This window comes from Paenibacillus sp. Y916 (genome assembly GCF_056786435.1).
Map to the genome: position 1 here is coordinate 96,038 of NZ_JBXCJA010000013.1, position 23,646 is coordinate 119,683.

A 23,646-nucleotide genomic window follows, 5' to 3' on the forward strand; every position below is an offset into this window, starting at 1 on the left:
TTATAGACGTAAATGGAATGACTTGGTTACGACAAACTGTTCGTTAACGAACAAACTGTCGATCCATTGGATTCGGTAATGATAAACAGATGTTTATTGAGCTATTATGTCTCGTTTGCAGCTTCCTTCAATTCCGGCTTCCCCGCTTCGATTAACACCTTATTTCGACCTAAGAAAATAGCTACTATGATTATGAGTAACCCCGTTCCAATAAGCAACCATTCAATTTCGATGTAATCTGCAAGTGGTCCAAAGATGAGCATTCCCATGGGCATCATTGAAGTTGAAATCATTCCAAGTACACCAAAAATTCTCCCTAAATAGTTCTCATCCACTTTCTCCTGAACTAGAACAGTCGTTGGCGTATTGAAAATGGGCATCGCCACTCCGAAGATCGCCATGAATATCAAATAGATCCAGAAGACCGGAACAATACCGAGTAATAACGTACAGGCTCCCATTACAATGCTGGCGAGTGTCATCGTTTGTACTCTATTTTTAAAGCCTCCCCATGTAGCGATGATTCCTCCGCCGATCATCATGCCAATTGAAAACGCAATTTCGATTACTGTTAACCGCCAAACATCACCGCCGAAACTACGTGTAACTTGCAATGGGGTTAAGAACGCAGCAGGTGCCATCAAGACAAAGAAAAAGGCGAAGAAAAAAAACAGTTTCTTCAAAAATTCATGATTTTTAATATAAGTTAGACCTTGTTTAAAATCATTGAGATAGCTTAATTGTTGTTTCTCGGAAGCCTTCTTATGTAGCGGTATTTTTAACAATGTAAGTAATGTTACAATTGCAATCGCTGCGGTAATAACATCGATGAAGAATATTATTTCAATGGAAGTCAATGTCAATAGTGCCGCACTAACCATCGGTGACACGAACATGATGATAGCTTGTAAACTTCCATTGGTTCCGTTCACCTTCGTCAGTTTGTCACTTGGCACGATTTGCGGCAAAATAGCACCGACAGCTGGTGTCTGAATACCTGCTCCAACTGCACGAATTGCAGCCATTAGAAAGAGCAACCAAGTCGCATTATAACCCAACAAAAAAATAACAGCGAGTATCAAAGTTGCAATAGCAGTCAGTGCATCTGCTGCAATAATAAGCAACTTCCTATTATAGCGATCCGCCCATACCCCTGCGATAGGAGATAAAATAAAAGTAGGTATAAACCCACAAATGATATACAACGTCATCATGACACCTGACTGTGTAGTAAGCGTGATATACCACATAATCGCATATTGCACTAAGGACGACCCAAACAGTGATATCGTTTGACTTCCTAAAAAGAGAGTAATATTCCTTTTCCAATGGTGTACTGGATTTTTATTCGTTGACGACATCTAGTTACGATCTTCTCCCCTCTGGTTCTGCTAAGAATATATTAACATTTCCCTCTTGATACGGAAATAGCCTAGAACATCCCAAATAAGAATCCTTTTTACTCCCTCTCTCAACCGTCCCTTATGTTCCGTATACTCCTTAATCAAGGCATTCATACTGGACATGTTTTAATATGCTGTAAACTTATTATAGAGTTGTGCGTTGTATATGTGGGGGAGGGCAGACATGGCCAAAGAAACTATGAATGAATTTCTTCAACAGGTCGGAACCGTATTGTATAAATACTTGAGGAAACGCGGACTTACCCATGAGGATGCCGATGATGTCCCTCTCTTTTCCTTGACTGACATTCCAGTAATCAGCATCCTTCAAAAGGAAAAGTCAAAGAGTATCAGAGATACCCTTGAAACTCTTTCTGAAAACGCATGTAGCACGCGCCAAGGAAATACACATTACGTGGTCGCTCTTCACGAATATATGGTTCGTTTGGAGCCATCCCGTTAGATCTATGGTCTCCTTCATATCTTCGGGCTAGAGTAATATGTATCTATCCTTTCCCCAACAATAAACTGCAATTCGAAATTTGGGTACCTCCTTAAAAAATGTTATGTATCCACTATTAATTTCAACATAAGGATGTTATTTCGCGACAATATTTCGTATAATGCAAGATTATAACTATTCCTTCTAAGGTGTGTGTCCTAATGAATAACAGTCAGTCTGTGAAAACCAATTTACGTTACTTCTTATTTTTCTATGTATTTATTTACGCTGGGAATGCCGTCTATGGGACGTTTCTACCTCTTTATTTCCAGGATATTGGCTATTCTGCCTTGCAAATTGGTACTCTACTCAGTCTAGGTCCTTTCGTCGCTATACTAGCTCAGCCACTCTGGGGCGCACTCGGAGATCGTGCCAAAACAAAAAATTCCATTTTACTTTTCTTATTGGCTGGCTGTGGAATTACGATCCTGTTATATCCATTGTCGAACCAGTTTACATATCTATTACTCATGATTAGTATCTTCACTTTTTTCCAGACTTCCATATTTGCTATAGGTGATACGATTACGCTTGAGGCAATAGACAAACATAAAATAGGTAAGTTCGGACATATTCGTATGGGTGGCACATTCGGGTTCGCTGTCATGTCACTTGTGTTCGGGATTATTTCCAAGGATCATATCAGCTCGATATTTATCGTATACTCTAGCATTATCGTTGTCGCATTCCTACTCGTTCTGAAGTTCCCTGCTGTTGAAGGACATCAAGCACATGGACATAAAGTATCTATTACAGTTCTTTTTAAGAATCGAATGTTGATGATCTATTTCGGATTCAACTTCATACTACAAATTACTCTAGGTTACTATTATGCCTTCTTCCCTATGTATTTCAGAGAGCTTGGCGGAGACAACGTATTGCTAGGCTGGTCCATGGTTATTTCATCATTAAGTGAAGTACCATTCTTATTATTTGCAGATAAAATTTTCAAGCGCGTGAAGATTCCCTATATATTATTAGCCGCGGCTGCATTTACAGCGTTACGTTGGTTTCTCTTTTCGATCATCGATGCGCCTATTTGGGTGCTACCCGTTCAGGCTTTGCATGGCCTCATCTTCATCGTGCTTACTGTGACTATGGCTACCTACATTAACAAAGAAGTACCCAAGGAGCTAAAAGCAAGTGGTCAGACGCTGAATGGTCTTATGAATCTAGGTGTAGCACGTATTATTGGGAGCTTCGTCGGCGGAATCGCAACAACTAGCTTTGGTATTCGTAATGTATTTATGTATAATTCAATCGTCGCATTGGTTAGTATGATTGCATTCGTTCTGTTCTTTTTGAGAACACACTATCGAACTTCAAGGATGAAATGATAGACAATATTCACATCGGAAAATCCGAAACATACCATAAACCCACCATTTTAAAAATGAATAATAACATGTCCAGCAGGCTGATGTCCAAGCAAGCAGCCTCCAATGTGCATTATATAGTTTGAAATCATATATCTAGGAGGTATATAACTATGGCATGTTGCAGTAGTAGTGGGTCAACTTTAAGTTGTTGTCCAGAAAAGAACTTTGTTCAAGATAAAGTGTGTACACCGTGGAGTGGTACAGTTGTAGCCGCTGACGTCTTAATTACCGTCTACACCAATAACATAAACCAGAACATTGTTGGAACAGGATACTTGCAATATGACATCGGCCCAGCAGACATACAATTAGATTTTCTTGATAGTGCAGGTGCACCGATTAATACTGCACCTTTCATTATTGCACCGGGAACAAGTCTCGCCTTTACGTACCGCCGCTTCAATGCTATACAGATAACATTACCAGCCGCTACAGCAGGGACCTACCAAGGTGAATTCTGCATCACTACCCGGTACCCAGTCTAGTATGAAGGATTGAGCTCATTGGACTGTTTCAATACCTTAGGAGGGATAAACATATGTGTGTAACACCACTCAGCTGTTGCCCAGACAAGATCATTGTCCAAGATAAAGTATGTACGAATTGGCAACTAGCAGCTGCAGCCACCCAAATCCTGTATACCGACAATGTATCACCGTCCATCAGCGGTACAGGATATATTAAGTATGAAGTCGGAACTCCTGTCCTAACAGTAAACATATCCAATAATGGGACTGTTATCAAAACATTTATAATCCCAGCAGGAGGCAGCTCAACATTTACTGTCGCTCGTTTTGATACCATTTCAATAACTTCAACAGCGGCAGCACAAGGGGAATTTTGTATCACAGTACGTTATAACTTATAGAACAAGCTATAACGGCTACGACGTCTTTCTGAAGGATCTAATGTAACTCAAACTTTTATATCTTTTAAAGTAGAGTGGTTCTTCTATATACTGAAGAACCACCTTTCTTATTGTTCATTTACAGCTAAAGTTTGATTAGGTAATTGCAGAGTAGTTGAAATCGTATACTTAGCTTCAATAAATGTAGATTTACTTCCCTGGGTAGGAACTACTATAGATTTAATACCTTGACCTACATAATTATTCGTATTTCCCGGTGGTATATACAGTTTTCTCCTGTTTGCACCAATGATCTCTACTTCTAAATTATCCGTACTTACTGGATTAGAATAGACGCTAAGCTGTGCCACCGTCATATTGGAGTTCACATCATTCTCCCATATTTGGAATCCCATCTGATTCCCTTCAATAGATATATTTCCGCAACATTCTTTTTCCACAATGAGATTAGAAGGTCGTTTCCAAGGGACTACAGGGTCTACACAATGACAGATTGGTAATACTCTTTGTTTTGATCGTTTCCTTCGACAATATCTCGGTGGGGATGGGAAGATGGGAGTATATCTACTCTTTCTACGCCTTTGATGTTTAGAACATCTTTTCTTTTTCAACCATTTGGCCTTCCGTTGATTTCTCTGCATATTGGATGAATATACAATTAGAATAGTCATTAATAATAACACTTCTTTTCTTGAACACCGCCTCCTTCTCAGCTCCTCACTCCTTTCTATCCAACAGTCTATTCAGCGTTATACCTATAGTAAATGTTTCATTCAAGTACTTGGTTAAACATTATCCGCATTTATTTCGAGTATCGATTGAGCATTTAGTTCAATCTCAATAATTGCTCCCCACAGCAACGTTCAAGTTAATTCATGCACCGACCAAACAACTCCATTCGTAGCTCCGTTTCCTATGTTAAGTGCGATTGTCAACCCGTTCGCATTATAGAAAAGTCCAATAATATCTCCTGCTGATAAGCTCACCTCTCCCGCCAAAGTTACTGTACCATTCCCTAAAACTGCTCTTAGCGTTAAAAGAGTAATACTTACATTTAGAATAGGAAGGAGTCCATTTATCAAATTGGTAACTGTAGGCGATGTTCTCTGTACTAGAAAAAAGGGATTAACTCCCGCCCCTAGAGAAATACCAATTGCCGCAGTAGTGGAATAATTTATTGTTGCTGCAATTGAATACCTTCCTGTAAACGGAATTGTATAATTCCCCGTAGCCTGATTAAAATTAGGGTTACCATAATAGGGATTAGCTATAGACCAATTTATAAGTTGCCCACTCGCGGACAACGTCAAATTAGATAAAAATGCCGAAAATCCTTGTGCAGCAAAGTTCGGCCCTGTTGCTCCTGTTACACCCGTTACTCCTGTCACGCCCGTTGCGCCTGTCACTCCTGTTGCTCCCGTTACCCCTGTTGCACCCGTCGCTCCCGTTACTCCTGTTACACCCGTTACTCCTGTCACTCCTGTTGCTCCTGTCGCTCCTGTTACTCCTGTCGCTCCTGTTACTCCTGTCACTCCTGTTACTCCTGTCACGCCCGTTGCGCCTGTCACTCCTGTTGCACCCGTTGCTCCTGTCGCTCCCGTTGCACCCGTTGCTCCTGTCGCTCCCGTTGCACCCGTTGCTCCTGTCGCTCCCGTTGCACCCGTTGCGCCTGTCACTCCTGTTGCTCCTGTTTCACCTGTTGCTCCTGTTGCTCCCGTTACTCCTGTTGCTCCCGTTACTCCTGTTGCGCCTGTTTCACCTGTTGCTCCTGTCACACCTGTTGCTCCTGTTTCACCTGTCACTCCTGTTGCACCCGTCGCTCCCGTTGCTCCTGTTGCACCCGTTGCGCCTGTTGCACCCGTTGCGCCTGTTGCGCCTGTTGCTCCTGTTGCTCCTGTTGCTCCTGTTGCTCCTGTTGCGCCTGTTTCGCCTGTTGCGCCTGTTTCGCCTGTTGCGCCTGTTTCGCCTGTTGATCCTGTTGCTCCTGTTGCTCCTGTTGCTCCTGTTGCTCCTGTTGCTCCTGTTGCTCCTGTTGCTCCTGTTGCTCCTGTTGCACCCGTCGCTCCCGTTACTCCTGTTGCTCCTGTTGCACCCGTTACTCCTGTTGCGCCTGTTTCACCTGTTGCTCCTGTTGCTCCTGTTACTCCTGTTGCACCCGTTGCTCCCGTTGCACCCGTTGCACCCGTTGCACCCGTCGCTCCCGTTGCTCCTGTTGCTCCTGTTGCGCCTGTCGCTCCCGTTGCGCCTGTTGCTCCTGTCACACCAGTCTTACGTGATGTCCCATTGCAGCTTAAAGTGCCGGAGCATGAACAATCTGAAATTGATCTATATCGCGTATTGTCATAGTTCATATAATAGACCCTCCTCAACACTTAAGATTAGCATTGTGTGGTAATTAGTGGGATTATCCAGATATCCGAATCGCAACATCTCTATATAACTATTAAATGTATTCCTTAACGATCATGATTGTACTTAAGCCTCTTATTCATGAAAGCGATCCGATATACAAGAGGGACTTAGGCTTCCACACCAAAATATACGACTACACTCCTCTCAGGGGTCACCATAATCAAACCTATTGAATCGATAATTCCGGGTTCACCTGAATCTGATATTTCACTAAACATAGTACTCATTCCATTACGTCTAGTTGATTTCCAGCATATCTAGTACTAGAATAAAGTAATCTTAACGAAAAGGATGCGCGGTATTAATGTCGTTTAATCTATCACGAATAACTAGTAAAAAGTCCATACTATTTTTCTCTCTTATTATGTTAGTAAAGAGTTATTTCACTTGGTATTTCCTATTCAAGGATGGACCCTCATGGAGTATACTTCTGAAAGAACTCCCTTTTGTTTTACTCGTATTTTGTTTAATTGAATGGTTCGCATCGAAGAAGAAAATTGCAATCTATATGATCGTCGATCTATTCATTACCACCCTATTCTTTTCCTTGATTCTATATCACAATCATTTTGGTATTATCGCTACCTCTCAAGTATTAGATCAAGCCAAACAAATAGGTGCTGTGAAAAAAAGTGTCTTCTCAGTGATTCAACCACAATATATGCTTATGTTTATGGACATCATTATCATTAGTTTTGTTATGCTAAAACGTCAGAAGGCGCTACATTGGAAAAGATCCATGTCCGTTAAAGCGAACCGTAAAGTCATTACTATTTTATTCTGTCTATCCATTCTCTTATGTTCTTTGAGTATTTTCCCTAATCGTGCAAGTATGAATGAGACTATAAAAGCTGAACAAATGGGAATTCTCAATTATGAAGCATACTCATTACTGGCTACTAAAGAAGTTGAACCTATCGATATTCGTAACATTACGCAATCAGTTATTGATCATAAGAAGGGAATTCAATCCCCTGTTGATCCGATCTTGTTCGGAGCTGCTGAAGGTAAGAACCTTATTATGATTCAAATGGAGTCTTTTCAGAACTTCTTAGTAAATCTATCGATTGATGGACAAGAAATAACACCCAATATGAATCAATTAGCGGGAAGCAGTTACTATTTCCCTCGTTTCTACCAGCAGGTTGGGCAAGGAAATACCTCTGACGCTGAATTTATAGTAAATACTTCATTCTATGTACCACCGGATGGTGCAGCTACACAAATATATGCCCCTAAGGAGCTCCCGAGCTTACCGAAGATATTACAAGGGCAAGGCTATGACACCGCGACATTTCATACTAATGAAGTTGATTTTTGGAACCGTGGGGAACTGTACAGTGCCTTGGGATTTGATCGATACTATGATAAAGCTTACTTTGGTCTTGATGATACCTTATTCTACGGTGCATCTGATGAAGTGCTTTATGAGGAGACTGCTGCCGAACTTGCAAGAATGGATCAGGATGACCAACCATTCTATTCGCATGTCATCTCCATGTCAGCTCATAATCCATTCACTATTCCGGAGGATAAATACCATATGACACTCCCAGAGCGATTCGAAGGAACGTTCGTTGGTGAATATATGCGCGCTCAGAATTATGCTGATTATGCCCTTGGCCTCTTTATTGAAGAACTTAAACATAATGGTGTTTGGGATAACAGCTTAGTCGTATTGTATGGAGATCATCGGGGACTTCCTATCTTTTCCCTGGATGAAGTTGATCAAGTATTATTGGAAGAGATGCTTGGCCATCCATATTTAGAACGCGAGTTGATTAATATTCCGTTGATCATTTCATCAAATGGGGTTACGAATGCAACGGTGATGGAACAATTAGGCGGTCAGGTTGATATTATGCCCACTGTGTTGAATTTATTAGGTATTTCACTTGATGATCATATCCACTTTGGACAAGATATATTGAATCAAACAACTTATAATTTACTACCACAACGTTATTATTTACCAACGGGTTCATTCGTGAACAACGAAGAATTATTCTTATCCGGCAGCGGTTTTGATGACGGACAGCATCATACCTTATATAAAGACGGCGACGAAAGATCACATGCTACAGAGTTTGAATTCAATCGTGCCCTTGAACTTCTACAATTGTCTGATAGCTACGTCATTCAATTGCCTGACAGAGATGTTCTAGAGGATTGAAGTATGGTTTCCTACTCTAGAACCAGCATCCGTAATAATGGATAATACAATATAGGCACGCGAAAATACGCCAGAGAGCTGTTACTAAGCACTTTGGCGTATTATTAATAATGACTAGTTATTTACTTTTTTGATCTCTGTTTACGTGTCATAACATCGAATATGACAGCCCCAGCCAATACACCACCGCGGATCATATATTGGTAGGATATTCCAACCCCGAGTAAATTCATACCACTAGAAAGGGATGCCATGACAATGGCCCCGATAATGGAACCCGTGACTTTACCTACTCCACCGGCAGCGGATACACCGCCAACGTAAGCAGCTGCAATCGCATCGAGTTCGAATAACGTACCTGCAGTCGTTGTAGCCGATGCCATGCGAGCAGTGAACAGGATACCTGAGAGCGCTGATAGCAATCCCATTGATCCAAACACAATATACGTAATTTTCTTAACGCTAATCCCACTTAAATTTGCGGCCTCTGGATTACTTCCCACAGCATAAATATGGCGTCCAATAACAGTTGATGTCGTCAAAAAATGATATATGACAACAACGAACAATACAATAATGACCGTCCAAGAGAATCCATTATAACCCGCTAGAATCCAAGTGATGTATCCAATAATAGCAGAGATGAATATGACCTTTATTGCAAACATACCTTTAGAAATGACTTCAAAATTGTATTTCAGTTTGTTGTTACGCTTTGAGACTTCAAAGTAGATAAATAGAACGATAATTAGTGCACCAACAATCAGAGACAGCAAATTCAATTGACCTATCTTTGCAATCGCCGGGATGAATCCATTACCAATTGCGTTGAAATGCTCATCCTTTACGATGATTGTTCCTGTTTTTTCAGTTACTCGTAGTAAAGCTCCTCTAAAAATCAACATACCCGCTAAAGATGCCACAAATGAAGGAATCCCCATTTGAGCAACTAAGAAACCGTTGAACATACCCACGACAATTCCTAGCACCAATATGATTGGAATCGTTATGAGAAATGGAACCCCTAGCTGTGTTAGAAGGATAGCTGCAATAGCGCCCATGAATCCTGCAGCAAATCCGACGGATAAATCGATATGCCGAATGACAATAACTAGCGTCATTCCAACGGCTAATACAGCAATATATCCCGTAGCATCAATCAAGTTACTAATATTTCGAGATGACATAAACAGTCCGTCCGTCAAGATCGAGAAAGTCAGCATGATGACAAATAAAGCAATATACATCCCATAATCCCGAATGTTGACTCCTATCAACGATTTAGCTTCCTTAAGTATTTTCACCGGTTTTCCTCCTATTGCGTTGCAAGCTTCATAATTTTTTCTTGATCCGCATCTTCAATGGACAATTCTCCTTTTATTCGCCCCTCGGCCATGACATAGATGCGGTCACTCATTCCTAATACTTCACTAAGCTCAGATGAAATCATAATAATACTCATACCTTCGCTAATCAGCTTATTCATAATGGTATAAATTTCAAATTTAGCACCCACATCAATTCCTCGCGTAGGTTCGTCCAGAATAAGCAATCTTGGATTAACGAATAACCATTTGCCCAAAGATACTTTCTGCTGATTCCCTCCACTTAAATTACCGACCAGTTGTTCCACTGAAGGAGCCTTGATGTTTAATGACTCTTGGTATGCGTTGGATATCTTCACTTCTTCATTCATATTAATAATCCCTTTAGACGAAATACCCTCTAGGTTGGCAACAGTTATATTTTGTTTTATATCCTGAATCAAGAATAAGCCGTCACCTTTGCGATCTTCCGTTACATAAGCGATTCCAGCCTTGATCGCCTCTTTTGGGTTCTTGAATGACTTTTTAGCATCGTCCATTAATAATTCTCCACTTAATTTATAAGCTTTTGGATTACCAAATATACTTAGGGCCAATTCCGTACGTCCTGAGCCCATCAGCCCAGCAATACCGACGATTTCCCCTCTTTTCACATGGAGATTAACATTCTTTACGACTTCTCGACCTAGATTAGGATCAAATGCTGACCAATTTTGGATCTCAAGCACGTTGCCACCGAATTGTTTATCCGTTCTTTTTGGATAGATATCATTAATTTCACGTCCGACCATATTTTTAATAATGATATTTTCAGAGATTTCATTCTTTGAAGCATCTAACGTACAAATGGTTCGACCATCTCTAAGAACAGTGATTTGATCCGCAATTGCGATGACTTCTTTCAGCTTATGAGAGATCATAATGCAAGTTATTCCTTGGGCTTTCAATTCTCTCAGCAGTTCGAGAAGGTTTTCACTATCATTTTCGTTAAGCGCGGCCGTCGGTTCATCTAGAATGAGTAGTTTCACATCTTTACTCAACGCTTTAGCGATCTCCACAAGTTGCTGCTGACCTACACCTAGATCCTTGATCAGAACTTCAGGGTTAATATCTAACTTCACTTTGTGAAGCAATTCTTTTGCCTTCACAATCGTTTGATTCCAATTAACCAATGCGCCTTTTTTCACTTCGTTCCCTGCGAAAATATTCTCATATACAGGAAGGTCAGGAAACAACGCAAGCTCTTGATAAATAATTGCAATACCTGTTTTTACACTATCGCTAATTCTTGAGAAGCTTTGAACCCTGCCTTCATATACGATATCCCCAGAGTAATCTCCGTAAGGATATACGCCACTAAGGACTTTCATTAATGTTGATTTCCCAGCACCATTCTCACCGATCAAACAATGAATTTCGCCTTTATTCACCTTGAAATTAACATTGGATAACGCTTTTACGCCAGTAAATTCCTTTGAAATATTATCCATTTCTAAAATGTATGGATTCATAATTAGATTACGCTCCTTAACAAAACAAGTCGTAGAATAACGGTTGAGTGATAAACGTATCTATCACTCAACCGTCCAAACTATGTTTATATGCGATTATAGACCCGTGAATTCTTTTTCTTCGTAATACTTGGAATCAATGAGTGCGGCTTTAACGTTGTCCTTGTCGACTACGATAACATCGGTTTGTTTCGCTTGCACTTCAACTTTTCCGTTATCATAAACGCCAGTTGTCTCAGGCGTTTTACCTTCCAGAATGGAGACTGCCATTCCGATTGAATCTTTAACTAGACTACGAACATCTTTGAATACTGTCATCGATTGTTTATCATCAATAATGTATTGAACTGATGCTTTTTCAGCATCTTGCCCTGACACTACATAGTGAGTGACAGCTGTATCTGAACCGAATACGTCTGCGATCGCACGCGCAGTTCCATCATTTGGAGCCAGAATGGCAACATCACCTTTTTGATCGGCTGAGGCAGCTGTTAAGTGTGTTTGGGCCTTGTTTTTAGCATCACCCGGCTCCCAGTTTGTGGTAACCTGGCTAATGATTTTACTTTGTTGTTCACGGGACAACTCGGCAGTATCTTGCAACATAATAGCTTCGCTGGAGTTAGCGACTTTGAATGTGCCGTCAGCGATTTTAGGTTGCAGAACGGACCAAGCACCTTCAAAGAACAAGAATGCGTTGTTATCAGATGCTGCACCAGCATACAAGTATAATGGCTGACCGTTACCTTTTGCATGATCTACTAAGTATTGACCTTGCGCTTTACCAACTGCAACGCTATCAAAAGTAACATAGTAGTTAATAGCATCTGTGTTCGTGATCAGACGGTCATAGGAAATGACCTTAATGCCTGCATCTTTAGCTGCTTTTACAGCACTCGCGGCGGCATCACCATCTTGAGGGCAAATGATTAGTACTTTGATTCCTTTAGCAATCAGAGCATCTACATTTTCCTTTTCCTTGGCAGAAGATCCTTGGCTGAATAATATTTCTGATGTGTATTTCGTATCCTTCAGAGCATCTTTAAATCTTTGCTCATCTTGAACCCATCTAGGCTCATCTTTCGTTGGCAATACGATCCCCACTTCAACCTTACTACTGTTACCACATGCTGAGATCACTGCTACTAGCATCATTACGACAAGCAAGAATGGAATAATCTTTAAAGCCTTTTTCATTTAGAGACACGCCCCTTTTCTTGGTTAATACTGTTATTACATACATGATGTTATCATCTGATACATCGTCAAAGAATAGAAAATTCTCCTATCATTATTGAAAATTCTCATATGTACCTTCATCGAAAATATACGGCCATAAAGACGACAAAAAACCATGTTAACCGCTACTGGTTAACATGGTTTTAATCTAAATAATATTTAATCAATATCATCTTCTTCTTCAATTTTTAATACTCTTCCATTCTTCGCCATTACCTCTACTTCAAACACTAATACTCCATGTTCTAAATCCATATCGACATGAAGAATTTGTCCGGGCACATGTTTCAGGGCGATTTCTTGTGCTTGTTGCTTAGTAACTCTTTGTCTATATATGGGTGTTGAGTTATTGTAAATACTTCCATACATTAATGTTATCCTCCTTATTCAAAAACCTAGTCCATTATCCATATGTATTTGGCAGGTTATATGTGCAACTTCAAAAATAGGTTATTGACTAACTATATTTTTGTAATGTTCCATTCATATTGCGTTCATACTTGCTTGCTATACTTGGGTTATCCATTCAAGACAATTTTAAAGGAGCGATTAATTTTGAAAAAGCTATATTATACTTCCTTTTTCTATGTAGTTCTTGGTTTATTAGCTGGCATTGCTTATCGCGAAATTACAAAACACAATGATTTCAGTGGAGAAACTGTATTTGTTGCACTTCATACCCACATTCTAGTGTTAGGTTTCTTCTTTTTTATCATTACACTAATCCTAGCCAAGATATTTCATGTGCACGAAGCTAAATCCTTTGGTCCGTGGTACATTGTCTATAATATTGGTTTACTGATGACGATTGGCGCCATGGCTACTCGCGGCATACTGCAAATTAACGGTGATGATATCAGCTTCTTGCCACATATCGCTGGACTGGGTCATACCATTCTAGGTGCAGGTCTCATTTGGTTACTTATTCTACTTGGTAAACGGATTAAGTAAACTTAAAGTTACCTATCATTTCACGCAAGTAAAAGGAGGGGATTTATCCCCTCCTTACTTCTATTCCTAATAGATTTTATTCTCCTTTATTGTTTATCGAATTCTATCGTGCTTCTAACTGTGTCAATCGGACGAACCAATTGCTCGATTTGCTCCCGCTTCGATTCTAAGAATGGAGGTAACGATAATTTCTCCCCGAGCGTTTCATAAGGCTCGTCTCCCATAAATCCTGGACCATCCGTTGCGAACTCAAATAGAATTTGTGGTGCAACTCGCGCGTACAATGACTCGAAAAAGTGACGGTCAACATAACCCGAAGTTTGAAATCCGAAATTCTCCAACCGCGAAGTCCATTCATCTAACACCGAACGATCTTCCACACGGAATGCCGTATGATGAACTGTTCCGAACCCTTGTCGAGCTTGAGGAAGAACGGCATTATGCTCCACAACGACTTGCGCACCATTTCCACCTTCGCCCACTTCAAATAAATGATATGATCCTGATGTATCAATTTCTTTGAATAATAGAACTTTCTCCAATATTTCTTTAAGGTTATCGAAATTAGCGATCCGAATATGGATGGGTCCTAACCCAGTAATAGCATATTCTAATGGGACAGGCCCCTTTTTCCATGGTGTACCTGCAGCAACACCTGTATTATTCTCATCTGAAATCAATTGATATTGTTGATCATCGAAATCTACAAAGGAAAGCGTCTTGGTGCCGAATTGTTCTTTCAATCCAGTATGTTTCACTTCAAGTCGATCAAAACGTTGCACCCAATAATCTAACGCTGCATCACTCGGTACTCGGAAAGATGTTTTTGAAATCTCATTCGTACCATGTACGCCTTTGGCAATACCCGGGAAATCGAAGAAAGTCATATCTGTACCTGCACTACCTTCGTCATCTGCAAAAAATAAATGATATGTTTGAATATCATCTTGGTTCACGGTTTTCTTAACTAAACGCATTCCTAGAACATATGTGAAAAATTCATAGTTCTTCTCTGCACTACTTGTAATTGCGGTTACGTGGTGTATTCCTTTTAATTCAGTCACTTTTAAATCAGTCATTATTAATTCCTCCAATGGATTCTCAATTTGTTATTGATATATTGTGTGGCGATTTCAATCAAATTACTAATTACCTCTAATTTATAACTCTCAACTTAAAGATATTGTATCATGAAAAACATCTCATGTCACTATGTAACAATAATTATTTATATTTTGTGTGGAAAAGTTGTAACGAATGTTCCTAAAGAATGTCTTATATATAAGGAGGTGGGAATATGACGGATTTCAAGCATATATACGATCACTATTTTAAAGATGTATACAGGTTTGTGTTGTCGTTAAGCAGAGATCCTACCGTCGCTGAAGAGATTACACAGGAAACATTTTTTAAAGCTTTGAAAAGTATTCATCAATTTAAAGGTAACTGTAAAATCAATGTATGGCTTTTCCAAATCGCCAAAAATACATACTTCTCCTATCTCGATAAACAAAAGCGGTTTACAACCCATGATACAACTGAAACAGCAAGCGAGAACTGTATCGAAGAATCGCTATTGATTAAAGAAGAAGCTTACCGTATACATCAGGTGCTACATGGCTTAGAGGAACCTTATAAAGAAGTGTTTACTTTAAGAGTGTTTGGAGAACTCTCCTTCGCTCAAATAAGCCAGATATTTGCAAAAACAGAAAGTTGGTCAAGAGTTACATTCCATCGAGCTAAACGAAAAGTGCAAGACCGACTAAAGGAGGAATAGTGTCATGAGGAATATATCGTGTGAAATTATCAAAGATTTACTACCATTATATTATGACGAGGTGTGTAGCAATATGAGTGCCGCCATCGTTAGAGAGCATCTTGCAGAATGCCCTAGTTGCCAATTGGAATTAGATTCAATCAAAGTAAATATCAACTTGCCTGAAGAAGTTGTTGAACAGAATTATAATGATAGTAATGCTTTAAAAGGTATAGCCGTATCATGGCATCGCACCAAATTTAAGGCGTTTGTCAAAGGCTTAATCGGTGCATCACTACTGTCCGTTGTCATAATTGGTGGTATGGTGCTATTTCAATGGGATGTAATGAAAGTATCTTCTAACGTTGTTGAAATTTCCGAAGTAAGCAAATTATCAGATGGTAGAATCACTTATCATTTTAAATTAACAGATGGTTATGGCTTAGATCGCGCAAAATTTGTTATGGATGAGAACGGAAATTTTTATATAACGCCTTTACGCCCACTCATCAAAACAAAGTCGAAATTCGATATGGATCTTCAAAATACGTATAACACGTTTGGTGAAATGGAAAATCACTTTTATCGAGAGAAATATGGTGATGACACAGAGATTAAAGCATTATATATCGGAACGTCAGATGACAATGTTCTAATCTGGGAGAAAGGAATGGATTTTCCAGCAGCAAGTGATTCAATTGAAGCCAACTTCGATAAACATGATGAGTGATTAAGTTCATGGAGTGTTCCTAAGATACAAGCGGAGGTTTCCCTCTGCACGGCAAGCATACCAACGGCGTTCACTATTGGTATGAATTTCCGTTCTTAATTTATGGCCTCTAGCAGCATATATCATGCGCTTTGCATCTTTGAATGGAATCGATCTCTGCTCGTTCATATACCTCCGGTCAACTGTTCGAACTTTGCAATATCGCAAATGAAAATCTTCTTTTTATCAATTTTAATCATATTCCGATTTTGTAGTTCCAGCATAATCTTCGTTACTGTTTCCCGAACCGTACCTGTCATATCAGCAATTTGTTGATGCGTCAGCTTAAGATCAATCCATATTCCATCTTCATGGCGGACCCCATGATTTTCAATTAAGCGAAGTAGCCCTCTAGTAACACGTGTACGTGCATCAAGGATCGTTAAATCCGTAATTAATTCATTAGCTTTCCTTAGACGTTCCAACGCAGTTTGCATTATTTTCAATGAAATTTGTGGATTATTATTCATAAGCCAATTAAAGTCATGTCGTTTCAAAACATAGAGCGTCGTTTCCTCCATTGTTTTTGCCGAAGCAGAGCGTCGTAGTTCATTTTCTAAAACAGCCATTTCTCCAAAGAAATCGCCCTCTGTAAATATAGCTAGGATGATTTCTCTAGCTTCATTCTCTCTATATATTTTAACGACGCCAGATTGAATAATATAAAGCTCATCACCATCGCCATCCTCTAAAAATACATTGACCCCCTTGTCATATGTTCGTGTTATGACATATGAGGAGACCTTCTGCAATTCCTCCACCTCTAGTTGTTTGAAAAAGGGGATTTCTCGTAAAAAAACTAGCATTTCTTCCATATCATAAACCGCCTTATTATTCATTTTTATTATCATTAACTAACTCATCAAGTATAACTCTTTGACAGGTTTTGTACCCCATTATTTCTAAATCTGATTCCCTCATTAAAGCTCGCACTTCAAATCCTCACTTTCTAATATTTAATAAATATATGAAGATCAGACTGAATTCCTTAAGTTAATATATTTCCGTAACATTTTTTTCGACAATAAGGTTGGAAGGATATTTCTCTAGTTCAAGCGGAACTTGACACTGTGGAATGTAATCTTTGCTTTGGTCTTTGTCTGTGACAACGTTTTAGTGGATATGGAACTTTCCTCGTAGGGAAATGCTCCATATCTTTTCTTTATGTATTGGTTCCTTTAGCGACACTTACGGAAATCAGCATAGATAACATTAGATTGACACTAAAAAGGAATCTCTCCTGCATCCCATTAATATAGTTTAGGATAGAAGGGCGGGATGCACGTGGGTAATATTCATGATCATGAGCAATGGGCTATCTTTCTATCTGCGATTTGCGTACAGACCTATGCACAATTCACAAATACGGACGGTTCGTTTGTCGTTCCATCAGACTACTCAGTCAGTGCTACTTTTGAAGCCAAATCCTTCAGCAATGCGTGGGAACGATTCGGCTTTATTCTGGAATCTTCACAAGAGATTATTATCGCCTTTCGTGGAACCAGTTCGACAACCAATTGGGTATCGAACATCCTCGCCTCACAAAAGAACTTCAAATATATTAAGGAAGACTGTCTTACACATCGCGGCTTCACAGATATCTATTCTTCAGCTCGTAGTGGAATTATCTCCGCACTCTCTAGGTTATCTTCCGACAAGACATTATTCATTACAGGTCACAGTCTCGGTGGAGCACTTGCGACATTATGTGCTATTGATGTTGCAGCCAATACCACTTACAGCTCACCCAACCTGTTTACATATGGAGCCCCACGTGTAGGCGATCCAGACTTTACAAGAGCCTTCTCACAATATGTTCGGAACAGCTACCGTATTGCCAATCTTTTTGACGTCGTAACACATGCTCCACCATTCATCTACAAGCTACCTAAACGTGATAAAAAATACTACTACAGTCATATCCAGACCCTTTCATCACTGTCTTTCCAGAATGGATCTGTGAGTGATAATCACATGATCGGAAGCTATTTCACAGAGCTCTCCAAGCTCCAACCACCATTTGCCAAGCAGTTACGTTTAACGAACCCTGGATTCTGTCCAGTCACTGTAATTAAATCACAATAATACCCAATCATCGAAATACAACCAATCTATACGGAGAAATACTTTGTATATAATCCATGTTGCTTGAAAACATTGATTCAGTCTCTTCCAATTAATTATCTAGCGAGTTCTTTATGCCATTCTGTATCATGATATCCTCTGCCGCTATAAAATTTAGCCATCATTTTCCTCTGTTTCTGCTCTAAATCAGGATAAGGATTCGCAATATACGAAATAGAACTATAGTATTTGATAAAATGTGGACCTTCCTTAACCTTACTTAAAGCTCCAAACTCATGATCTGATGCAGCCCAAATTACTTTCTTAATGTTAGATAATAATATAGTTCCTGTACACATTGGACATGGCTCACAAGTAGAATATAGTGTTAGATTATTTTCAAGAAAAGTCCTAGTCTTTACATCAAGAAGTTTACTCGATGCTTTTCTTATTACATCTACTTCGGCATGTGCCGTTGCATCACCATTTGAGAATACTTTATTTCGTCCTCGAGCAACAATATTTCCGAGCTCATCAACTAATATTGCACCTATTGGAAATGTTCCCTCTTCTTCTGATTTTCTTGCTTCTTTAAACGCTTCCAATAAGTATTTATACATATCCTCCATAGGTCACCTCTTCTAGTTCATTGCAAAATTAATGATCATCCCATTCTTCAACAATTCTTAATCTACCAACATCCAAAAATTTCGGTCTTGATTTACTTCACCATTTTCAGTGTTCTTGACTGTCTTGAGGATCTTGCTATTGTAATTAACTGAATGCATGAAATACCCCCTTCCGTATTCTCTAGTATTTTATTGTAATATCCGATTTTGTGAGAATTTCACATAACGTTTGTGCATTGCCTACATTGGTAATGAAAATAATGAGGAAATGATATAAGCAATAAGAACAAAGATTATGGCTTTTCTAATTTCAATTTCTTTCATTGTCTTATTTGTTCGTATCAATTGTATATCGCTCCCATTTCGTTTGGCCAGATATCGAGTCCTATAACGTTGCGAATTTCTGACGTCCAAATGACTTAAGGACCGTAGATCCAGGTGGCTCCGCCACTTAGCCAGTTGGATGTGTCGCCTGATTCTACATTCTTGAAGTCCTTAGTCACACATGGCAAGCTAATCTTGAATATAGTCGAGTATCGCTCGTCTTCTCTCAACTCAATGGTACCTTGATGGAGCATCACTATTTTCTTACATATGGCAAGTCCTACACCCGTACTTCCTTTTGCTGAATCCGTACCCCGAATAAATTCATCGAATATATTCTCTCTTATTTCATCCTGAATGCCAACTCCATTATCCCCAATCCAAATCACTATGCGTCCATCTTTCTTCTCACATGACGCACTAAGTACCGTGCCTGCTGGATTATATTTGAGAGCATTTCCAATCAGGTTCGCTACAACACGGTTCATATGCATTTTATCCAGATTAACAAGCAGCCGTTCTTCTGGGATTTGCGCGTCCAGAATAAACCCTTTATTCTCCAATTCAGGATAACATTCTGCCACCAACTGTCGGAACCATTCGGTCATGTTCACCTGTTCCATATTTAGTATGAGATGATGATCATCGAACTTCGCAAGTTCAAACAAATCTTGAATCAAGTTAGCCATGTAAGACGACTTTTGGTTAATGTATTGAATATACTTCTGCTTCTGGCTATCCTCTAAATCCTGATTGTCCATCAACAGAAGTGAAAATCCTAAAATCGAAGTAATCGGTGTTTTCAGATCATGTGATAAGTGCAGCAACATGTTCCGCTTGTTATTCTCGGCTGCTTCTTTCTCGTCTGACGTGCGCTGTAATCTTTCAGCCATTTTATTAAAAGCCTCGCGAATTTCTTCAAATTCCTGCTCTGCTGAGAAATCTAGACGCTTCGTATAATTAAACTTTTCCATTTCCTTAATTCCCTCAACGATTTGAAGAAGTGGTTTTTTAAATTGTCGAACCGAATACCATGAATACATATAAATTGCACAGAACAAAAAGATGATGAGTACTGCTCCAAGAATAGCTAAGGTAACATAAGCACTATATAACTCCAACCGTTCTGGAATTTTCCACAACAACACATACGATTCGCCCTGTGGCCCCTGAACATCGTATACATGGTAGAATAACCCATCATCATTTCGGTAAAAATCCATATTTGTATAGAGTTGATCTCTGCTATAAGTGACGATGTCATCCTCTTTTTTTCCTTTAGTAAATATCACGTTTCCAGATTCATCCACAATTTCAATCCATCCGCCGAATTCGTCCAGCCATCGCTCTTGGATATTGTCAAAAGGATATCGGTAGATGTCCTCACCCTGAATTCGAGTCAACTCTGACGAGTTGTCAAAAAACTTATTCACCAAAAAATCTGCTCCAAATACGGATAAAACAATGGTAATCAGCATCAACGCACTGATTACCATATAATTCCTAAATAGCATCCGTTTCAATTTCCTTCGTTCCTGAACACTTTCAGCCTTTTTCAAAACGGTATCCCAACCCCCTAATTGTAATCAGATATGTAGGTTTTCGCGGGTTTTCTTCGATTTTTTCTCTGATTTTGCTAATATACACCATAATTAAGTTCTCATCTCCAACATACTCCTCGCCCCATACCTGCTCGTAAATTTGCGCTTTTGTAAGCACTCTGCCCGCTTGCCTCATTAGAAGCGCAAGAATTCTGATTTCGTACGAAGTCATCTCTTTCTCAATCCCAGATTTATATATCCTCCAGCTATCCTCATCCAACTTGATGTCACCGATCTCAATAATAGCTTGATCCTTTTTCTCTGGCGTGACCAATGCATCGATCCGTCTGAATAATGCTTGCACTCTACTGACAACTTCGAGCGGATTAAATGGCTTATTCACATAGTCATCCGCACCAAGCTGCAATCCATATATTCTATCCATATCATCTGACTTTGCAGAAATAAATAACAATGGAATTTGCGAGTCCATCCGTAACTTCTTAAGCAACTCGAATCCATCCATACCCGGCATCATAATGTCAGCGATGATCAGATCAATCTGTTGTTGTTGCAGCACAACCAACGCCTCGATCCCATTGCCAGCTTCGAACGTCCTGTATCCATGATTCTTTAAATAGACGATTAGTAATTCACGAATTTCAGCTTCATCATCGATAATAAGTACTGTCTTGATCTCTTTCACCCCTGTCTGCGCAATTCGGACTCTATGTGTGAGTGCTCACGAAGTCAACTAGATGACTTCGTGAACACCTTTTAGAACTTAGAATAAATTATTTGTGAACTTTGAAAATAAAGCAGCTGCTTCTTGTCTTAGCATCGGTAGCTTAGACTTATAATCCACAGCGTCGTCTTTGCTCATGGTAACTTCTGGTCCATGTAATGATTTCGCCACTACATACTGAACTCCCTCCTTCGCCCATGAATCCGTTTCGCCAGCTAACTGTACTTCCTGCAGTTCTGCCTGTAATTTCCCGTGGGCCAGACGCCATATAATCGCTGCCGCTTCCTGCCTTGTTAATATCGCTTGTGGGTTGAATTTACCATCCTCTCCACCTTGAATGACTGCTAATTCGAAGGCTGTTTGAATTTCTCTCACATACGGACTATCCAGCGTATCTTTGAACACAGGTGTCTTCTTGGAAGGAGCAACGCCCATCCAGTTAATAAACCAACCGACAAACTCTTCACGTGAAATGGCCTTCTCCGGGTGGAAGAAAGGTTCGTTACTTTCTCTAATGACTTTGAGTTGACGCATATGATAAATATAATCAGCATAAGGACCGCTCTCGTCTACATCTTGATAATGATCAAGATTAGGGATATCAACCAATTTTTCTGCCCAGCTGTCTGGCTTCATATCATAATAAAATGCTTGTATTTCACCCTTATCATTCAACTTAAATGCGGCTCGGACACCCTGTTCATCCTGAAACAGAAGTGGCTCTATTTCATACAACACATGTTCTCCATACGGATCTTGTACAATCAATGTGCCATTTTCTGCACGAATACGGGACGTCCACAGACGGAGTCGCAGATCACCATAGATTCCTTCAAATTTAGTTAGTGACTCTTTCGCCGGCTTTAAAGGTTGTTCAGTTCCTTCTTCATTAGGATAATAATGATCCATGAACTCTTCGAATAAGGGAACACGGAAATCAAAATCTTTGTTAACAGCTACATAGACACCCACTTGTTCATCAGGCATCAACCACATGCCCGCATGGAAACCTTCATAGTCCCCACCCTTTTCAATGACATTGCGTCCATTATAAATTTGCTGGTTGGCGTGTTCGAAGCTTAAAGTCATATTCAGCAGTTTCGGATGAATCGAGAGCTGAGGGCTATGCATTTCTTGTATCGTATCTTTTTTCAGAATGGTTGCATCTCCAAGCTTACCTCCACCAAGTTGAGCCATCATAAATTTCGCCATGTCGGAACCTGTTGACAGCATGCCACCTGCAGGTAACTCGGTTGGAAGTGTCGCATAGGTGGGAATCACTTTGCCATATGGATCATAAGTGGTTGCCAGTTGCTCTAATATCGGAGGCGTCAAGCGAAATTCACTGTTTACCATACCCAGTGGTTTAAATATATTCTCCTGCACGTAACTGCCAAAAGGCTGACCGGATACTTGCTCAACTGCATACCCTTGGATCGTAAAGCCCAAATTGTCATATCTATAATTCTCTCCTGGATTCCGAACGACTACGGGCGTGTTATCCTTAACATACTGCTTCAAAGGAACTTCTTCCTTCAGGTCATAGGTTAACAATTCGGAGCCATCTCCATAATCAAACCCCGTAGAATTCATCAATAAATGTTTCATCGTTAGTGGAACGTCAGTCTGATTAGGAATTTGAACATCACCTAAGTAATGGTTTAGATCTTTGTTCAAATCTAACTTTTCTTGCTCTGCCAACTGGAGTACAGCTGTAGCCGTAATGACTTTGGATATCGAAGCGATTCGAAACACTGTTCGATCCGGATCTACAGGTAATTTTTTCTCTACATTCGCATAACCGTATCCTTTCTTTAATAGAACTTGATCTCCTTTTACTACTACGAATGCTGCTCCAGCCATCTCATTCTTAATTTCTGGCCTATTAAAGAATGAATCTGCGAATGCTTCTACTTCTTGACGATCCTGTGGGCCCACGGCGGCGGATGCTCCTGATACAGGTAGAGACGAAGTACCTCCATATACAGACCCAGCGATCATTGAAATCATAATTACACTTGCCATTTTGTTGCGAAAACTTAGTAACATGTTCATAAG

22 protein-coding genes are annotated in these 23,646 nt (G+C 39.8%); 9 read left to right on the forward strand and 13 right to left on the reverse strand.

Going from position 1 to position 23,646, the window contains the following annotated elements; translation table 11 throughout:
- Positions 1 to 104 precede the first annotated feature (104 nt).
- The gene (locus tag AC1TO9_RS20905) at positions 105 to 1,361 is read right to left on the reverse strand and encodes an MFS transporter (protein ID WP_482057388.1); all 1,257 of its coding nucleotides are present in this window, start codon (positions 1,359 to 1,361) and stop codon (positions 105 to 107) included.
- A 226-nt stretch (positions 1,362 to 1,587) separates the two neighbouring features.
- Here AC1TO9_RS20905 and AC1TO9_RS20910 point away from each other — a divergent pair, with 226 nt between their 5' ends.
- From AC1TO9_RS20910 to AC1TO9_RS20925, 4 genes are all read left to right on the forward strand, one after another.
- Positions 1,588 to 1,866, forward strand: a complete 279-nt coding sequence (locus AC1TO9_RS20910; protein ID WP_482060409.1) for a hypothetical protein — start codon at positions 1,588 to 1,590, stop codon at positions 1,864 to 1,866.
- 200 nt (positions 1,867 to 2,066) lie between these two features.
- The gene (locus AC1TO9_RS20915; protein WP_482057391.1) at positions 2,067 to 3,242 is read left to right on the forward strand and encodes an MFS transporter; all 1,176 of its coding nucleotides are present in this window, start codon (positions 2,067 to 2,069) and stop codon (positions 3,240 to 3,242) included.
- Between the two features lie 152 nt (positions 3,243 to 3,394).
- Complete coding sequence (locus tag AC1TO9_RS20920) at positions 3,395 to 3,769, forward strand: DUF3992 domain-containing protein (protein ID WP_482057392.1); 375 nt, start codon at positions 3,395 to 3,397, stop codon at positions 3,767 to 3,769.
- A 53-nt stretch (positions 3,770 to 3,822) separates the two neighbouring features.
- Positions 3,823 to 4,152, forward strand: a complete 330-nt coding sequence (locus AC1TO9_RS20925) for a DUF3992 domain-containing protein (RefSeq protein ID WP_482057393.1) — start codon at positions 3,823 to 3,825, stop codon at positions 4,150 to 4,152.
- Between the two features lie 107 nt (positions 4,153 to 4,259).
- Here the strand turns inward: AC1TO9_RS20925 and AC1TO9_RS20930 are convergent, their stop codons facing one another.
- Both AC1TO9_RS20930 and AC1TO9_RS20935 read right to left on the reverse strand, forming a co-directional pair.
- Positions 4,260 to 4,793 carry an S-Ena type endospore appendage gene (locus AC1TO9_RS20930; protein ID WP_482057432.1) on the reverse strand — a complete coding sequence of 178 codons (534 nt, stop codon included), beginning with the start codon at positions 4,791 to 4,793 and terminating at the stop codon, positions 4,260 to 4,262.
- Between the two features lie 222 nt (positions 4,794 to 5,015).
- Entirely contained in the window at positions 5,016 to 6,503 is a 1,488-nt protein-coding gene (locus AC1TO9_RS20935) for a hypothetical protein (RefSeq protein ID WP_482060410.1), read from the reverse strand.
- 365 nt (positions 6,504 to 6,868) lie between these two features.
- On the opposite strand from AC1TO9_RS20935, the gene AC1TO9_RS20940 reads away from it, so the two are divergent.
- On the forward strand, positions 6,869 to 8,737 hold the full coding sequence (locus AC1TO9_RS20940) for an LTA synthase family protein (RefSeq protein WP_482060411.1): 1,869 nt from the start codon (positions 6,869 to 6,871) through the stop codon (positions 8,735 to 8,737).
- Between the two features lie 122 nt (positions 8,738 to 8,859).
- Here the strand turns inward: AC1TO9_RS20940 and AC1TO9_RS20945 are convergent, their stop codons facing one another.
- The 4 genes from AC1TO9_RS20945 to AC1TO9_RS20960 form a co-directional block, all read right to left on the reverse strand.
- Complete coding sequence (locus AC1TO9_RS20945) at positions 8,860 to 9,984, reverse strand: sugar ABC transporter permease (RefSeq protein ID WP_482060443.1); 1,125 nt, start codon at positions 9,982 to 9,984, stop codon at positions 8,860 to 8,862.
- Between the two features lie 68 nt (positions 9,985 to 10,052).
- Positions 10,053 to 11,573 (reverse strand): ATP-binding cassette domain-containing protein, encoded by a 1,521-nt coding sequence (locus AC1TO9_RS20950; protein ID WP_482060412.1) that lies wholly within the window; start codon positions 11,571 to 11,573, stop codon positions 10,053 to 10,055.
- A 96-nt stretch (positions 11,574 to 11,669) separates the two neighbouring features.
- Positions 11,670 to 12,767, reverse strand: a complete 1,098-nt coding sequence (locus AC1TO9_RS20955) for a sugar ABC transporter substrate-binding protein (RefSeq protein WP_482060413.1) — start codon at positions 12,765 to 12,767, stop codon at positions 11,670 to 11,672.
- Between the two features lie 201 nt (positions 12,768 to 12,968).
- The gene (locus AC1TO9_RS20960; protein ID WP_482060414.1) at positions 12,969 to 13,178 is read right to left on the reverse strand and encodes a PepSY domain-containing protein; all 210 of its coding nucleotides are present in this window, start codon (positions 13,176 to 13,178) and stop codon (positions 12,969 to 12,971) included.
- A 186-nt stretch (positions 13,179 to 13,364) separates the two neighbouring features.
- Here AC1TO9_RS20960 and AC1TO9_RS20965 point away from each other — a divergent pair, with 186 nt between their 5' ends.
- On the forward strand, positions 13,365 to 13,760 hold the full coding sequence (locus tag AC1TO9_RS20965) for a DUF2871 domain-containing protein (RefSeq protein WP_482057399.1): 396 nt from the start codon (positions 13,365 to 13,367) through the stop codon (positions 13,758 to 13,760).
- Positions 13,761 to 13,846: 86 nt separating this feature from the next.
- On the opposite strand, the gene AC1TO9_RS20970 is transcribed toward AC1TO9_RS20965, so the two are convergent.
- A complete protein-coding gene (locus AC1TO9_RS20970) occupies positions 13,847 to 14,824 on the reverse strand; it encodes a ring-cleaving dioxygenase (protein WP_482057434.1) in 978 nt (325 codons plus the stop codon).
- A gap of 233 nt (positions 14,825 to 15,057) precedes the next feature.
- Between AC1TO9_RS20970 and AC1TO9_RS20975 the strand changes: the two genes are divergently transcribed.
- Positions 15,058 to 15,537 carry an RNA polymerase sigma factor gene (locus AC1TO9_RS20975; protein ID WP_482060415.1) on the forward strand — a complete coding sequence of 160 codons (480 nt, stop codon included), beginning with the start codon at positions 15,058 to 15,060 and terminating at the stop codon, positions 15,535 to 15,537.
- A 4-nt stretch (positions 15,538 to 15,541) separates the two neighbouring features.
- Positions 15,542 to 16,246, forward strand: a complete 705-nt coding sequence (locus AC1TO9_RS20980) for a zf-HC2 domain-containing protein (protein WP_482060416.1) — start codon at positions 15,542 to 15,544, stop codon at positions 16,244 to 16,246.
- Between the two features lie 164 nt (positions 16,247 to 16,410).
- On the opposite strand, the gene AC1TO9_RS20985 is transcribed toward AC1TO9_RS20980, so the two are convergent.
- Positions 16,411 to 17,124, reverse strand: coding sequence for a Crp/Fnr family transcriptional regulator (locus AC1TO9_RS20985; protein ID WP_482060417.1), 714 nt, complete (start codon positions 17,122 to 17,124; stop codon positions 16,411 to 16,413).
- Positions 17,125 to 17,569: 445 nt separating this feature from the next.
- On the opposite strand from AC1TO9_RS20985, the gene AC1TO9_RS20990 reads away from it, so the two are divergent.
- Positions 17,570 to 18,370, forward strand: coding sequence for a lipase family protein (locus AC1TO9_RS20990; RefSeq protein WP_482060418.1), 801 nt, complete (start codon positions 17,570 to 17,572; stop codon positions 18,368 to 18,370).
- A 95-nt stretch (positions 18,371 to 18,465) separates the two neighbouring features.
- Here AC1TO9_RS20990 and AC1TO9_RS20995 read toward each other — a convergent pair whose 3' ends face one another.
- From AC1TO9_RS20995 to AC1TO9_RS21010, 4 genes are all read right to left on the reverse strand, one after another.
- Positions 18,466 to 18,978 (reverse strand): nucleoside deaminase, encoded by a 513-nt coding sequence (locus AC1TO9_RS20995; RefSeq protein WP_482057404.1) that lies wholly within the window; start codon positions 18,976 to 18,978, stop codon positions 18,466 to 18,468.
- A 419-nt stretch (positions 18,979 to 19,397) separates the two neighbouring features.
- Positions 19,398 to 20,861 carry a HAMP domain-containing sensor histidine kinase gene (locus AC1TO9_RS21000; protein ID WP_482060419.1) on the reverse strand — a complete coding sequence of 488 codons (1,464 nt, stop codon included), beginning with the start codon at positions 20,859 to 20,861 and terminating at the stop codon, positions 19,398 to 19,400.
- Positions 20,848 to 21,540 (reverse strand): response regulator transcription factor, encoded by a 693-nt coding sequence (locus AC1TO9_RS21005; protein ID WP_482057435.1) that lies wholly within the window; start codon positions 21,538 to 21,540, stop codon positions 20,848 to 20,850. The genes AC1TO9_RS21000 and AC1TO9_RS21005 overlap by 14 nt, the downstream gene beginning before the upstream one ends.
- Positions 21,541 to 21,627: 87 nt before the next feature.
- A complete protein-coding gene (locus AC1TO9_RS21010; RefSeq protein ID WP_482060420.1) occupies positions 21,628 to 23,643 on the reverse strand; it encodes a serine hydrolase domain-containing protein in 2,016 nt (671 codons plus the stop codon).
- Positions 23,644 to 23,646 lie beyond the last annotated feature (3 nt).

Excerpts from the sequence above, each read along its gene's own strand:
- AC1TO9_RS20905 (WP_482057388.1), bottom strand. The coding sequence starts at position 1,361 with ATGTCGTCAACGAATAAAAATCCAGTACACCATTGGAAAAGGAATATT.
- AC1TO9_RS20955 (WP_482060413.1), bottom strand. The coding sequence starts at position 12,767 with ATGAAAAAGGCTTTAAAGATTATTCCATTCTTGCTTGTCGTAATGATG.
- AC1TO9_RS20925 (WP_482057393.1), top strand. The coding sequence starts at position 3,823 with ATGTGTGTAACACCACTCAGCTGTTGCCCAGACAAGATCATTGTCCAA.
- AC1TO9_RS20995 (WP_482057404.1), bottom strand. The coding sequence starts at position 18,978 with ATGGAGGATATGTATAAATACTTATTGGAAGCGTTTAAAGAAGCAAGA.
- AC1TO9_RS20980 (WP_482060416.1), top strand. The coding sequence starts at position 15,542 with ATGAGGAATATATCGTGTGAAATTATCAAAGATTTACTACCATTATAT.
- AC1TO9_RS20945 (WP_482060443.1), bottom strand. The coding sequence starts at position 9,984 with ATGTATATTGCTTTATTTGTCATCATGCTGACTTTCTCGATCTTGACG.
- AC1TO9_RS20915 (WP_482057391.1), top strand. The coding sequence starts at position 2,067 with ATGAATAACAGTCAGTCTGTGAAAACCAATTTACGTTACTTCTTATTT.
- AC1TO9_RS20935 (WP_482060410.1), bottom strand. The coding sequence starts at position 6,503 with ATGAACTATGACAATACGCGATATAGATCAATTTCAGATTGTTCATGC.
- AC1TO9_RS20920 (WP_482057392.1), top strand. The coding sequence starts at position 3,395 with ATGGCATGTTGCAGTAGTAGTGGGTCAACTTTAAGTTGTTGTCCAGAA.
- AC1TO9_RS20930 (WP_482057432.1), bottom strand. The coding sequence starts at position 4,793 with ATGCAGAGAAATCAACGGAAGGCCAAATGGTTGAAAAAGAAAAGATGT.
- AC1TO9_RS20985 (WP_482060417.1), bottom strand. The coding sequence starts at position 17,124 with ATGAATAATAAGGCGGTTTATGATATGGAAGAAATGCTAGTTTTTTTA.
- AC1TO9_RS20960 (WP_482060414.1), bottom strand. The coding sequence starts at position 13,178 with ATGTATGGAAGTATTTACAATAACTCAACACCCATATATAGACAAAGA.
- AC1TO9_RS20940 (WP_482060411.1), top strand. The coding sequence starts at position 6,869 with ATGTCGTTTAATCTATCACGAATAACTAGTAAAAAGTCCATACTATTT.
- AC1TO9_RS21010 (WP_482060420.1), bottom strand. The coding sequence starts at position 23,643 with ATGAACATGTTACTAAGTTTTCGCAACAAAATGGCAAGTGTAATTATG.
- AC1TO9_RS20950 (WP_482060412.1), bottom strand. The coding sequence starts at position 11,573 with ATGAATCCATACATTTTAGAAATGGATAATATTTCAAAGGAATTTACT.
- AC1TO9_RS20910 (WP_482060409.1), top strand. The coding sequence starts at position 1,588 with ATGGCCAAAGAAACTATGAATGAATTTCTTCAACAGGTCGGAACCGTA.
- AC1TO9_RS20975 (WP_482060415.1), top strand. The coding sequence starts at position 15,058 with ATGACGGATTTCAAGCATATATACGATCACTATTTTAAAGATGTATAC.